12 protein-coding genes and 1 pseudogene are annotated in these 12577 nt (G+C 62.6%); 8 read left to right on the top strand and 5 right to left on the bottom strand.

Annotation, left to right across the window (positions count from 1 at the left end):
- The first annotated feature begins 142 nt into the window (after positions 1-142).
- A complete protein-coding gene (locus AC1DYO_RS09460; protein WP_477262527.1) occupies positions 143-322 on the top strand; it encodes a CsbD family protein in 180 nt (59 codons plus the stop codon).
- A 58-nt stretch (positions 323-380) separates the two neighbouring features.
- Here AC1DYO_RS09460 and AC1DYO_RS09455 read toward each other — a convergent pair whose 3' ends face one another.
- The gene (locus tag AC1DYO_RS09455; RefSeq protein ID WP_477262526.1) at positions 381-1499 is read right to left on the bottom strand and encodes a metallophosphoesterase; all 1119 of its coding nucleotides are present in this window, start codon (positions 1497-1499) and stop codon (positions 381-383) included.
- Positions 1500-1622: 123 nt separating this feature from the next.
- Between AC1DYO_RS09455 and AC1DYO_RS09450 the strand changes: the two genes are divergently transcribed.
- Complete coding sequence (locus AC1DYO_RS09450; RefSeq protein ID WP_477262524.1) at positions 1623-2216, top strand: hypothetical protein; 594 nt, start codon at positions 1623-1625, stop codon at positions 2214-2216.
- Between the two features lie 16 nt (positions 2217-2232).
- On the opposite strand, the gene AC1DYO_RS09445 is transcribed toward AC1DYO_RS09450, so the two are convergent.
- Positions 2233-2913, bottom strand: a complete 681-nt coding sequence (locus AC1DYO_RS09445) for a TetR/AcrR family transcriptional regulator (RefSeq protein WP_477262522.1) — start codon at positions 2911-2913, stop codon at positions 2233-2235.
- Between the two features lie 83 nt (positions 2914-2996).
- Here AC1DYO_RS09445 and AC1DYO_RS09440 point away from each other — a divergent pair, with 83 nt between their 5' ends.
- From AC1DYO_RS09440 to AC1DYO_RS09430, 3 genes are all read left to right on the top strand, one after another.
- Positions 2997-3764 (top strand): NIPSNAP family protein, encoded by a 768-nt coding sequence (locus AC1DYO_RS09440; RefSeq protein WP_477262520.1) that lies wholly within the window; start codon positions 2997-2999, stop codon positions 3762-3764.
- A gap of 109 nt (positions 3765-3873) precedes the next feature.
- Positions 3874-4635 carry an SDR family NAD(P)-dependent oxidoreductase gene (locus AC1DYO_RS09435; RefSeq protein WP_477262518.1) on the top strand — a complete coding sequence of 254 codons (762 nt, stop codon included), beginning with the start codon at positions 3874-3876 and terminating at the stop codon, positions 4633-4635.
- A 380-nt stretch (positions 4636-5015) separates the two neighbouring features.
- Entirely contained in the window at positions 5016-5726 is a 711-nt protein-coding gene (locus AC1DYO_RS09430) for a glycosyltransferase family 10 domain-containing protein (RefSeq protein ID WP_477262516.1), read from the top strand.
- A gap of 21 nt (positions 5727-5747) precedes the next feature.
- On the opposite strand, the pseudogene AC1DYO_RS09425 reads toward AC1DYO_RS09430, so the two are convergent.
- Positions 5748-5891 (bottom strand): annotated as a pseudogene (locus tag AC1DYO_RS09425) (ATP-binding protein); the annotation flags it as partial.
- A 325-nt stretch (positions 5892-6216) separates the two neighbouring features.
- Between AC1DYO_RS09425 and fumC the strand changes: the two are divergent.
- From fumC to AC1DYO_RS09410, 3 genes are all read left to right on the top strand, one after another.
- A complete protein-coding gene (fumC, locus tag AC1DYO_RS09420) occupies positions 6217-7614 on the top strand; it encodes a class II fumarate hydratase (RefSeq protein WP_477262514.1) in 1398 nt (465 codons plus the stop codon).
- 234 nt (positions 7615-7848) lie between these two features.
- Positions 7849-8271: a DoxX family protein gene (locus tag AC1DYO_RS09415; protein ID WP_477262512.1), complete on the top strand. Its 423-nt coding sequence runs from the start codon at positions 7849-7851 to the stop codon at positions 8269-8271.
- Positions 8272-8408: 137 nt separating this feature from the next.
- Positions 8409-8813 carry a DoxX family protein gene (locus AC1DYO_RS09410; protein ID WP_477262510.1) on the top strand — a complete coding sequence of 135 codons (405 nt, stop codon included), beginning with the start codon at positions 8409-8411 and terminating at the stop codon, positions 8811-8813.
- 21 nt (positions 8814-8834) lie between these two features.
- Here AC1DYO_RS09410 and ppx read toward each other — a convergent pair whose 3' ends face one another.
- Both ppx and AC1DYO_RS09400 read right to left on the bottom strand, forming a co-directional pair.
- Positions 8835-10367 (bottom strand): exopolyphosphatase, encoded by a 1533-nt coding sequence (ppx, locus tag AC1DYO_RS09405; RefSeq protein ID WP_477262508.1) that lies wholly within the window; start codon positions 10365-10367, stop codon positions 8835-8837.
- The gene (locus AC1DYO_RS09400; protein WP_477262506.1) at positions 10367-12568 is read right to left on the bottom strand and encodes an RNA degradosome polyphosphate kinase; all 2202 of its coding nucleotides are present in this window, start codon (positions 12566-12568) and stop codon (positions 10367-10369) included. The genes ppx and AC1DYO_RS09400 overlap by 1 nt, the downstream gene beginning before the upstream one ends.
- Between the last annotated feature and the right edge of the window lie 9 nt (positions 12569-12577).

Raw genomic sequence — 12577 nt, 5'->3', positions numbered from 1 at the left:
GTCACACTAGCCCCTCATACGATGGCGGCAAGCATCCAGGCGACCAGATAGGCAACCAATGCGACGATGACTTGCTGTCCGGGGAACCTAAGCCACGCCTGCCCGTTTGCCTCCTGCAAATGAAATCCCAGGAGATGCAAAGATGGTGAACAAGGATCAGGTTGCCGGCGTGGCCAAGCAGGTCAAGGGCTCGGTCAAGCAGGCTGCCGGCAAGGCGACCGGCAACAGGCAGACCGAGGCCGAGGGCACGGCCGACAAGATCGCTGGCAAGGTGCAGAAGGCCTATGGCGACGTGAAGGAAAAGGTCAAGAAAGCGCTCTGATCCGATCTTTGCAGGCAATGAAGAAGGCGGCTCAATGCCGCCTTTTTCTTGAGAACTGTCAGAAGGTCAGGTTCTTGCTGAAGGCGTTGGTGAACTTGACCTCGCCATGGTCGCCGGTCGCCTCGCCCAGCACCACATCCATGGCCTCGCCGGTCACCTTCACCAGCGCGAAGCCACCCATATAGGCGGCCTTGGGCTTGAACAGGTCGAGACCGTCGCTGTTGTAGATCATCGGCACTTCATGCTGGTGGCCATGGAAGATGGCGATGACATTGTAACCCTTGATCGCCGAAAGCAGCGCCTGACGATCCGCCTCGCTCCACCAGTGCGGCGCGCCGGCACCATCGTCGTCATAGGTGCGCTTCGTGGGATCCCAGCGCTCGATCGAGAACGTGTCCCAGCCATAGTGCTGGAACAGGATGACGGGACGGCCGTCCGCGGCGTAGGTCGACAGATCCTGCTTCAGCCATGGCAGGCTGCTGACCGCGCCATGGCCGGTGTCGCCGGCAAAGCGGTGCGTCTGGATCAGGTGCAGGCCGCCCCAATCCCAGGAGTAGCAGTCGGTATCGACATCGTATTCGGTGGCCGGCACCGGCGGCTTGAAGAACACGCCGGGGCGGTGGTTGACCTCGACATAGTCGCGCAATTCACGCCGGTACCAGTCGACATGCGGCGGCGAACCGTTCTGGTCGAGATCGTGATTGCCGAGCCCGAGATAGACCGGCATGTGCACGCGGTCGGGGCCGACGCCCTGGCTGTAGCGCTGGCTGAACTGCAAAAGCTGCGTGCCTTCGCTGGGCTCGGTGATCTGGCCGCCGCCATCGTCGGTGATGTCGCCGCCGACAACGAGGCCGAGCGGCGCACCGATGCGGCTGCCGGCCGAACGCAGGCCGGTGGCAACGCCGTCGATCTCGGCCGGCCATTGCCGGTCGGCCAACCCATTGAGGGCCGCGACATTGCGCAACAGCGCGGCGTCCGTTTTGCCCTCCTGCAGGCAATTGGGGCTCAAGCCGCTCGCCATACGACAGGCATGGACATCGGCGATGAACAGAAATGTGGCGTTGATGGGCTGGATGCGCTTTCCGGTTTGGCCGAGAGCGGCGCGCGGCAGCAGGCCACCCATGGCAAGGCCGGCTGCCTGTGCAAGGAAATTGCGCCGGGTGGAGATGCGATTCATGGTGTGAGTTTCAGCACAGCCAGCGCCCTGCCGTCCAGTTGCTGCGCGTAGCAGGTCGACACAGCATTGTGGCTCTGGCATTTTTCCGCGCCGGTGCTCGGTGCGCGGGCAGAGGAGGATTTCATGAAAGTTGCTTCGATAGGCATGGTGCTGGCTGGGTTGCTGCCGGCGGGTGCGGTGCATGCCGCCGACTGCGTCGACGCAAAATCGGCCAAGGCCGGCTTCGTTCTGGAAATGCCCGGCATCCGCAGCGAGTTCCGGCCGGTGGCCGGCGGCATGGTCTCCGTCGCCAATACCTACGAATCGCAATCGCCGCAGACGCAGTTCCTGTTCGGCGGCCTGGTCGAAGTGTTTCGCGACAGCGATACCGGTAGGGTGGCGACGATCCCGTTTTCCGATCTGCGAAAACTGTTTCCACTGAAGACGGGAGCAAAGAGCACGATAGAATTCGTCGAGCTGTCGCCGAACAAGCAGCCGAAGAGCACCAAGACACTGAGCCTGGTCGTCAAGGGCAAGGAGACGTTCAGCGTCGGCGGCTGCAAATACAACGTGCTGGCCGTCAAGGAGACCTTCAAGAACGGCGCCGGCGAGACGCTGGACACGTTCACCGCGCTTTATGCGCCCGATCTGCAAGCGTCTGTCGCCCGGCGTTACGATGAAGGCACCAGCGCGGAATCGGTGAACGGTTACGAGACGATCAAACCGCTTGCCAACTAGGACGCGGCCTTCCGCCTCAAGGTTTTCCCGGCCGCAGCAGGATCCTGCGACGTCGCTTCGCTCCGAATGGCGGCGTTGGGCTGCCCTCAAGTTCGGCCAGGCAGTCGCGCAAAACGCTGGCATCCTGCGCCGTCTTGGCCATCGACATGGCGCCGGAATAGGCGGCGATGGCTAGGGCCGCAAAGCGCTCGGGGTCGGTGCCCTGCTCCCTCCCCGCCTGCTGGTCGGCCCTGATCTTGTCGGCGATCGCCTGACGCCATCCGGCAAAGATGCCGGCCAAAGCGAGGCGAAAATCCGGATCGGCGAGCGACAATTCATGCGCCAGATTGTTGAGCGGACAGCCGCGGACGAAGCCTTGCTGCTCCAGTTCAGCCGCCACCGCCTCGAACACCGCGCGCACGCCTTCGCGCGCCGAGCCCGCCGCCCTTACCGGACCGATCCAGGTCTCGTCCAGGGCGGCAGCCACCCGCTCTTCGATCACCGCCAGAGCCAGCGCCTTCTTGGTTGGAAAGTGATGATGCAGTGCGCCGCCGGTGACACCGGCGGTAGCCATCAGTTCGCCAAGGGCGGATGCGTGATAGCCGCGCGCCTGGAACGACGCTTCGGCGACATCGAGCACCTTGTTACGAAGGCCTTCCGGATCGTTGGTGCGTTTTCGCGGCAGCCCTTTTGCGGCCTGAGCAATCTCTGCTGACATTGGCGAACGATAGCAGATTGACAAAACAGGACAACCGGTCTGTTTTATAAACCGGATGATCATCCTGTTTTGGAGACGACACAATGACCGTGCCCCTCAATGTGCCCGCAATGGCCACTCTGCTTGCCTCACCGGTCGTCGAGTTGCGGCAATACACGCTGAAGCCCGGCCGGCGCGAGACGCTGATCGACATCTTCGACAGTCGGTTCATCGAAGGCCAGGAAGACGCCGGGATGACCATCATCGGCCAGTTTCGCGATCTCGACCGGCCCGACATGTTTGTCTGGCTGCGCGGCTTYGMCGACATGGAAGCGCGCAAGGAAACGCTCACCGCCTTCTATGACGGGCCGGTGTGGACGGCGCACCGTAACGCCGCCAATGCGACGATGATCGATTCCGACGATGTGCTGCTCTTGAAGCCGGCATGGCCAAGCGCCGGTTTCGACCTGTCGGGCTCCCGGCGAGGCTCTTTGCCGGCGGCTGGAAAGCCTCGCACCGACAATCGCTTGACCGGTATTGTTGTCATCCAGATTCATCATCTGCGGCCTGGCGTCGCGGCCGATTTCGCCGGCAATTTCGAAACAGATGCCGTTCCGATCCTTGCGGCCGCCGGCGGGAGATTGCACGGCGCCTTCATCACCGAACACGCCGAAAACAGCTTTCCCCGCCTGCCCGTGCGTTTGGGCGAAAACGTCTTCATTGCCGTGACGGGTTTCGACAGTGTCGAAGCGTATGCCCGCCATGAAGCAGAACTTGCCGCTTCGCCCCGATGGCAAGCTTTAAGACAAGCGGTTCGCCTGCCGGCCGAGACCTTGCGCCTGTCGCCGACGTCGCAGTCGTTGTTGCGTTAGATCGATCGGCATGCCGCCAACCGAAGTTCATACTGTGCGATAGGCCGGCGGCTTGACCGCCCTCGCCGATCGGCATTGCTTTCCTGACTTGGAACAGCGAGAGCGTTCGATGCGACTTCAGGGCAAACGGGCGTTGGTGACCGGCGGTTCGGATGGCATCGGCCTGGCCATATCGGAAGCCTTCTTGCGCGAAGGTGCCGACGTGCTGATCGTTGGCCGCAACACCGGCAAGCTCGACGCTGCACGCCAGAAACTGGCGGCAGCAGGAAGTGTGCGGACCCTGTCAGCCGATCTTTCAACCTCTTCCGGCATCGATGCCGTGGTCGATCGCGTGAAAGCAACCGGCCCGCTCGATATCCTCGTCAACAATGCCGGCGTGGCCTATCTGGTGCCGTTCGAGACCGTCACCGAGGACCAGTTCCAGCAATCCTTCGCACTCAATGTGACGGCGGCGTTCTTCCTCACCCAGCGTCTGCTGCCGCATTTCAGCGTCAACCCCTCGGTCATCAACATCTCGTCCTACTTCGCCAACAAGATGATCCCGAAGCGGCCGTCGAGCCTCTATTCCCTGTCCAAGGGCGCGCTGAATTCGCTGACCAAGTCGCTGGCCTTCGAGCTTGGCCCGCGCGGCATCAGGGTCAATGCGATCGCACCCGGCACGGTCGACACCGCCATGCGGCGCAAATCGATCGAAAACCTGCCGGCGGCAGCGCAAGCCGAGCTCAAGGCCTATGTCGAGCGCAGCTACCCGCTCGGCCGCATCGGTCAGACCAGGGATCTCGCCGGCATTGCAGTCTATCTCGCCAGCGACGAGGCTGCGTGGACCAGCGGCGGGATTTTTGCGATCGACGGCGGCTACACGGCGGGATAACCGTTTGGGCGGCCCTCTGCCTCGGACAGGCCGGAGCACTTGACCAAACTTCCGATACCGCGTCTGTCTAAAGATCGAGCAATATTTTCCGATATTCGTGGTGCCATGCCGTCAATAGATCCCCTGATCCTGTTCTACACCACGTTCTTCAGCAAACCAGTCGACATAGCCTCGATACAGTGCGAAGTGCCCGGGCGGTGGACACTGGACAAACGACGGATTTCCGAGGCTGCGGCAGTCGTCTTCCATATTCCGAACTTTCGCGAAGCTGGCGATGCCTACAAATACCCAGGTCAATATTGGTCGCCTGGTCGAAGGAGTGCGGCCAAAACTACAAGCGCCTTGCCGACCCCAAAATCATGCGGCACTTCGACATCATCATGACGCATGAATCCCGGTCCGATGTCTGGGCGCCCTACCTGCCCCCCGCCGTGTGGTGGAAAGAAGCGCTGGCCAGACCGATCGTGCAGAAAACGGAAGAAGCGCCGGCCGCACTCTTCCAATCGGCCGGGCTGAATTATAGCGGCCGTGTCGATCTGGCGAACGAACTGGCGCGCCACATCAAGATCGATTCCTATGGCCGATACCGCAACAATCGATCGGTCACCGGTCCCGATCTCGGCTCGAAGACCAAGATCGAAACCATTGCGCGGCACAAATTCTGCTTCGTCATGGAGAACTCGATCGAGGCCGACTATGTCACCGAGAAAATCTACGACGCATTCCTGGCCGGCACGGTGCCGATCTACCTTGGTGCTCCGAATGTGGACAAGTTCGTGCCAGAGAACTCCTATATCGACGCCAGCGCCTTCGCCAGCGCCAGCGATCTTGCAGCCTATCTCCAGCACCTGATCGAAACGCCGCAAGAATACGAGGCATATTTCGACTGGCGCTCAAAGCCATTGCCCGACAGCCTCGTCAAACGGATGCAATCAGTGGAAACACCAGAGTTCTGCAGACTGATGAGCGTCGTACGACAGCGCCTGGAGCAGCGGACAGCCACGCCTTCCGGACGGCCAACACTTCCGTTCGGCTACAGATCCTATCTCAGCACAAAGCTGCGCCGCTGGCAGAAAAAGGTTCCGAGCTGACAGCCGGCGATCAGGCGCGCTTCAGCGCCATACGGAAGACAAACGCGTCTCTTGCGGCGTCGAGACGGCTTCGACCTTGCCGCCATGCATCTTGGCGATCTCCGAGGCGATGTAGAGGCCCAGACCCAGACCCTGCTCGTCGGTGGTCTTGCCGCGCACAAAAGGCTGGAAAGATTGGCCATCATTTCAGCCGGGATCGGCTTGCCGGAATTGGCCACCGAGAAGACGAGTTCGCCATTGGCCATCGAACCGCATCAATACCGGCGATAGTGGAAATCGTGTGCCACGTCCGCCCGACCAGGATTCTGTTGGCCGGCACCCTATTTGAGCGCCTGGTATCTGTCATCAAGCTAAAATGAGCGATTTTGCCCACTGTCGTGCCTGGCGCTCGCCATCTAACCGATTTGCATCCTTGCCTGCTGCAATCTCTGCTTGAAGGCCATTGTGCAACGCGATACGCCGTTGCCGAATTCGATCGTCGGAGAGACAAGTGACCGCTGCCAGGACCAGAACCGAAACCGACACGTTCGGCCCCATCGAGGTTGCCGCCGACCGTTATTGGGGCGCGCAGGCGCAGCGTTCCCTCGGCAATTTCAAGATAGGCTGGGAAAAGCAGCCGGCCTCGATCGTGCGCGCGCTCGGCATCGTCAAGCGGGCGGCGGCGGAAGCCAATATGGAGCTGAAGCGGCTCGATCCCTCGATCGGCAAGGCGATCATCGAGGCGGCGCAAGAGGTCATCGACGGTAAGCTCAACGACCATTTCCCGCTGGTCGTGTGGCAGACCGGCTCGGGCACGCAGTCCAACATGAATGCCAATGAGGTGATCTCCAACCGGGCGATCGAGATGCTTGGCGGCGTCATGGGCTCGAAGAAGCCGGTGCATCCCAACGACCACGTCAATATGAGCCAGTCGTCGAACGACACCTACCCGACGGCCATGCACATCGCCTGCGCCGAGCGCATCGTGCACGACCTCTTGCCGGCGCTGAAGCATCTGCATGCCGCGCTTGAGGCCAAGACCAAGGCCTTTGCGCACATCATCAAGATCGGCCGCACTCATACGCAGGATGCGACTCCCCTCACCCTCGGCCAGGAATTTTCGGGCTATGCCGCGCAGGTCGCCTCCTCGATCAAGCGCATCGAGATGACGCTGCCCGGCCTGCAGGAACTGGCGCAGGGCGGCACCGCCGTCGGCACCGGCCTCAATGCGCCGGTGGGCTTTGCCGAGAAGGTCGCCGACCGCATCGCCGCCATCACCGGCATCGCCTTCGTCACCGCGCCGAACAAGTTCGAGGCGCTCGCCGCGCATGATTCCATGGTGTTCTCGCATGGCGCCATCAACGCCGCGGCGGCAGCGCTGTTCAAGATCGCCAACGACATCCGCTTCCTCGGCTCCGGCCCGCGCTCGGGCCTTGGCGAACTGTCGCTGCCGGAAAACGAGCCGGGCTCGTCGATCATGCCGGGCAAGGTCAACCCGACGCAGTGCGAGGCGATGACGCAGGTGTGCGTGCAGGTGTTCGGCAACAATGCCGCGCTGACCTTCGCCGGCAGCCAGGGCCATTTCGAGCTCAATGTCTACAACCCGCTGATGGCCTACAATTTCCTGCAGTCGGTGCAGCTGCTCGCCGATGCCTCGATCTCCTTCACCGACAATTGCGTCGTCGGCATCGAGGCACGCGAAGACAACATCAAGGCCGCGCTCGACCGCTCGCTGATGCTGGTGACGGCACTTGCACCCACCATAGGCTACGACAATGCCGCCAAGATCGCCAAGACGGCGCACAAGAAAGGCACGACCTTGCGGGAGGAGGCACTGGCCACCGGGCTGGTCAGCGAGGCCGACTATGACCGGCTGGTGCGGCCCGAGGATATGACGCATCCGGGATAAGCAGTTCCAAGGCGCGTCGCGATTCCTCTGGGAATTGCGTCGACCAGAAACCCGGAAATTTGGCGGCGGGAAAATTTACTGCCGTCAAAGGCTGACCCGACACGAATTTTGCGCCTTTCGTCCGATCACTGAAATGTACACTCTGTGAACAATGCGTCGCCGAACTGGCGGCTTTGGTGAACAGTCGGCTTGGTCTATCTGACAGGGCATCAACCCTTTTTCGGAGAGCCCACCATGTCCATCAACACTTCCACCGCCGGCGCCGGCACCGCGTCCAACAGCTCCACCACCATCCTGCTCGGCCGCATCCTGCTCGCTGCCATCTTCCTGCTTTCCGGCTTCGGCAAGCTCACCGCCATTTCCGGCACCGCCGGCTACTTTGGCGCAATGGGTCTGCCGGTGCCGACAGTGACGGCCATCGTCGTCGGCCTGATCGAATTGCTCGGCGGCATTGCCATCCTCGTTGGTTTCCAGACCCGCATCGCCGCCTGGGTGCTCGCCATCTTCACCATCGCAACAGCTCTTGTGGCCCATACCGGCTGGGCCGACCAGAATCAGATGATCCATTTCCTGAAGAACGTCGCCATCACTGGCGGTTTCCTTCTGCTGGCTTCCTCAGGCCCCGGCGCCTACTCGATAGACGCCAAGCGTGGCTGAGCTTTCCCTCCCAAGCCTGAAAAAAGCGGTGTGGAATTTTCCACGCCGCTTTTTCGTTGTCTGTCTAAGCGCACCCGCGTCCCATCCCTGCTAGGATCGGGGGCAGGACAGCCGGCGGACAGACAACGGAGACGACCATGCCCCGCGACGCATTGCTTCTGCTTTCCCGGCTGTTGCTCGCCGCGCTGTTCATTCCATCCGGCTATCACGCACTTGCCGACATTGCCGGCACGACTGGCTATTTCGACGGTCTAGGCATGCCGCTGCCGACGCTTGCGGCTTGGGGCACCGGCCTGTTCGAGCTGATAGCCGGGTTGTTGATACTGGTCGGCTTCCAGACGCCGCTGGTCGCGCTGCTGCTTGCCGCCTTCTGCATCGTCGCTGGCTCCATCGGCCACTATGGCCAGGGCGGCGACGATCCAATGCTCGCCTTCATGCACCAGCAGATGCTGATGAAGGACATTGCCATCGCCGGCGGCTTCCTGGCGCTGGCCATGGCAGGTGCCGGCGCCTGGTCGATCGATGGGCGCCGCTCGTCCTGAGCGCTGCTCGACCTCGAGAGGCTACTTCACCGACACGCTCTGCCCGCCCTCGACCGCCAGCACCAGCCGGCGGTTGGTGATCCGCGCCAGTTGCGCCAGGCGTCCGGCCGGGCGCTCGCCGTAAAGGTCGGAAAGTGCTGCCGGCAGCACCAGCGCCAGCGTGCCGTTGCCGCGGCTTTCCCATTTCAGCCGCGGCATGACGCCGGGCATGGCAGCGGTCAGCAGGTAGACGACGCGCAGCACTGCCGCCAGGATGCGGGCGCGCTCAAGATAGCGCGGCGTCGCCAGGCCGCGGATTTCCGGCGCGGCATCGTTGAACACGCCCTCGTGGCGAAACAGGCCGACCAGCGCCAGGAAGGCGCGGCCGGGATGGTCGACGCCGATGAAGGAGGCGTGGGCGATGATGTTGAGCGACTGCTTGCCGCGATATTCCGGGTGCGCGCGCCAGCCTATATCGGCCAGCAGACAGGCGGCATGGCGGTAGCGCGCCTCGTCGTCGGTCTCGTCGATGCCGAAGGCGGCAAAGGTCTTGCCCGTCCATTCGACAAGCTCATGCGCATGGGTGACGGAACGCGAGCGCAGCCGGGCCAGCTCCTCCGAAGCGGACACCAGCGGATCTGCCTTCTGCTCGGCCTGATCGAGCAGCGAATAGAGGAAGCCTTCGCGCACGCCGAGCGCCGAAACGATGATCTTCGACGGTTGCATCGCCGCCATGATCTCCTGCAGCACGACCGCGCCATAGGGCAGCAGCGAACGGCGGTTCTTCGACACGCCTTCGATGCCCCGGACCTTCTCGATCTCGGGCTTCGCCACCTGTTTGAGGAAAGCCGACGCGCTTTCGGCCGAGATCTCGTAGTGATGCATGACGCCGAGCGGATAATTGCTCATTTCCATGTGCAACCGGGCGAGGTTTCGCCAGGTGCCGCCGACGGTATAGAAGGGCCTGCCCTGCCCGCCCTTCAAAAGCTTGGCCCGCGCCAGTTGCTCGCGCGTAATCTTGGCCGCCTGGGCGAGCGAATTCTTCGCCATATCCTGCAGCCGCAGGCCGCCCAGCGGAAGCGTGATACCGTCGCCGATCGCCTCACCGCTGACGTCGATCAGCTCCAGGCTGCCGCCGCCAAGGTCGCCGGCAATCCCGTTGGCGGGGTGGAAGCCGGAGATGACGCCGAGCGCCGAATAGTGCGCCTCCTGCCGGCCGGTCAGCACGCGGATCTCGGTTTTCAGCACATCCTCGGCGCGGTGGATGAAATCGGGGCCGTTGATTGCCTCGCGGGCCGCGGCCGTTGCGAGCACGTACATATGCTCCGCGCCGGCCTGGTTCGACAGCGCGCGGAAGCGGCGGAACTCTTCCATCGAGCGGGTCACGCCCTCGGGATCGAGCTTTCCGGTCGAAACGATGCCGCGGCCGAGGCCGGCCAGCATCTTTTCGTTGAACAGCGTGGTCGGCGAACGCGCCAGCCCTTCATAGATGACAAGGCGGATCGAGTTCGAGCCGATGTCGATGATGGACAGCGGTCGGCGATCCTGAAGCCGGCCCTGGGACGTTGAAATCATCAGCCGGACGCTGCAGCGTTTTTCTTGCGGCGCTTGAACTGCGCGATGCGCTTGGGCGCATGCGACTTCAGCGCATCGCCCCGTCCGGACAGGCTAGGATTGGTCATGAAATATTCCTGCGCGTTGAACGGTTCCTCACCCTCCTCCAGCACGACGCGCCGGGAGGTTCCGTCAGCCAATACGTCGAAACTTTGCTGGTTGTCCATGATGTTGCCCAGCATGATCTGGCCAAGTATCTGTTCATGCACAGTTGGATTGGTGATCGGCACCATGGTCTCGACGCGGCGGTCGAGATTGCGCGGCATCAGGTCAGCCGAGGAGATGTAGACGATCGCCCCGTCCGAGGGCAGGCCGTGGCCGTTGCCGAAGCAGTAGATGCGGCTGTGTTCGAGGAAGCGGCCGACGATCGACTTGACCCTGATGTTTTCCGACAGGCCGGGCACCTGCGGCCGCAGGCAGCAGATGCCGCGTACGACGAGGTCGATCTCGACGCCGGCACGGCTGGCGTCATAGAGTGCGTCGATGATGTTGGGATCGACGAGCGCGTTCATCTTCATCCAGATGCGCGCCGGCCGACCCGCCAGCGCATGGGCGATCTCGTCGGCAATGTGCTTCAGGATGCGGCTGCGCAGCGTGAACGGCGAGATGGCGATCCGCATCTCATCGGTTGGCTCGGCATAGCCGGTGATGAAGTTGAACAGCTGCGCGACATCGCGCGCGATCGTCGGATCGGTGGTGAAGAAGGACAGGTCGGTGTAGATGCGCGCGGTGACCGGATGGTAGTTGCCGGTGCCCAGATGCACATAGTTGCGCAGCTTGCCGTCCTCGCGACGCACCACCAATGACATCTTGGCATGCGTCTTCAGTTCGAGGAAGCCGAACACGACCTGGACGCCGGCGCGCTCGAGGTCCCGCGCCCAGCGGATGTTGGCTTCCTCGTCAAAGCGCGCCTTGAGCTCGACCAGCGCGGTCACCGACTTGCCGGCCTCGGCCGCGTCGACCAGCGCGCGCACGATCGGGCTGTCGTTGGAGGTGCGATAAAGCGTCTGCTTGATCGCCACCACTTCCGGATCGGCCATCGCCTGGCGCAGGAACTGCACCACCACGTCGAAGGATTCATAGGGGTGGTGGACGACGATGTCCTTCTCGCGGATGGCCGCGAAACAATCGCCGCCATGCTCGCGGATGCGCTCTGGAAAGCGCGGATTGTAGGGCCTGAATTTGAGGTCGTCGCGCGGCACGGCAACGATCTCGGAAATCTGGCTGAGCGCCAGCGGGCCGGTCAGCACGCTGATGCGACTCGAAGAGACGCCAAGCTCGCCGGCAACGAACTCGCGCAATTCGCCGGGCATCAACTTGTCGAATTCGATGCGGATGACCGAACCGCGGCGGCGGCGCTTCAGCGCCGTCTCGAACAGGCGCACGAGATCTTCCGACTCCTCCTCGACCTCGATATCGCTGTCTCGAATGATGCGGAAGGTGCCGGAGCCCTTGACCTCGTAGCCGGGGAACAGCTTGCCGATATAGAGGCCGACCGCCTCCTCGAGCGGGATGAAGCGAACATGCTGCTTGCGGTCGGGCAGACGGATGAAGCGCTTCAGCGCCACCGGCAGGCGCAAGAGCGCGCTCATCTCCTCGCCATTCTTGCGATGGCGCAATTGCAGCGCCATGGAGAAGCCGAGGTTGGGAATGAACGGGAACGGATGCGCCGGGTCGATCGACAGCGGGGTCAGCACCGGGAAGACCTGGTCCTGGAAATGGTCTTCCAGCCAGACCTTCTCATCCTTGGTCAGTGCATCGCGGGTGATGCTCTCAATACCTTCCTTGTTGAGCAGCAGCATCAGCGCCGACAGGCTGTTCTGCTGGTCCTCCTGCAGCCGCTCGACCTCGCGCAGCAATTGTTCGAGCTGCTGCTCGGGCGTGCGGCCGTCGGGGCTCTTGAGCGCGATGCCTTCGCGCACCTGGCCGGCAAGACCGGCAACGCGGACCATGAAGAATTCATCGAGATTGGCGGCCGAGATCGACAGGAAGCGGACCCGCTCGAGCAGCGGATGGTGCTCGTTCTGCGATTCCTCAAGAACGCGCCGGTTGAACTGCAGCCAGGAGAATTCGCGGTTGACGAAACGGTCGGGATTGCCGCCCTCGGGGCTCGCCACCTCGACATTGATGAATTCGCTCTGCACCGGCTTCAGTTCATTCATGGTTTCCTG

It is taken from the genome of Mesorhizobium sp. P2_F5, from assembly GCF_056403715.1.
The sequence above is the reverse complement of the archived record's forward strand: the minus strand, read 5'-3'. Positions and strand labels throughout refer to the sequence as shown.

Coding starts and splice junctions, on each gene's coding strand:
- AC1DYO_RS09460 (WP_477262527.1), top strand. CDS start 143: ATGGTGAACAAGGATCAGGTTGCCGGCGTGGCCAAGCAGGTCAAGGGC.
- AC1DYO_RS09455 (WP_477262526.1), bottom strand. CDS start 1,499: ATGAATCGCATCTCCACCCGGCGCAATTTCCTTGCACAGGCAGCCGGC.
- AC1DYO_RS09450 (WP_477262524.1), top strand. CDS start 1,623: ATGAAAGTTGCTTCGATAGGCATGGTGCTGGCTGGGTTGCTGCCGGCG.
- AC1DYO_RS09445 (WP_477262522.1), bottom strand. CDS start 2,913: ATGTCAGCAGAGATTGCTCAGGCCGCAAAAGGGCTGCCGCGAAAACGC.
- AC1DYO_RS09435 (WP_477262518.1), top strand. CDS start 3,874: ATGCGACTTCAGGGCAAACGGGCGTTGGTGACCGGCGGTTCGGATGGC.
- AC1DYO_RS09430 (WP_477262516.1), top strand. CDS start 5,016: ATGACGCATGAATCCCGGTCCGATGTCTGGGCGCCCTACCTGCCCCCC.
- AC1DYO_RS09415 (WP_477262512.1), top strand. CDS start 7,849: ATGTCCATCAACACTTCCACCGCCGGCGCCGGCACCGCGTCCAACAGC.
- AC1DYO_RS09410 (WP_477262510.1), top strand. CDS start 8,409: ATGCCCCGCGACGCATTGCTTCTGCTTTCCCGGCTGTTGCTCGCCGCG.
- ppx (WP_477262508.1), bottom strand. CDS start 10,367: ATGATTTCAACGTCCCAGGGCCGGCTTCAGGATCGCCGACCGCTGTCC.
- AC1DYO_RS09400 (WP_477262506.1), bottom strand. CDS start 12,568: ATGAATGAACTGAAGCCGGTGCAGAGCGAATTCATCAATGTCGAGGTG.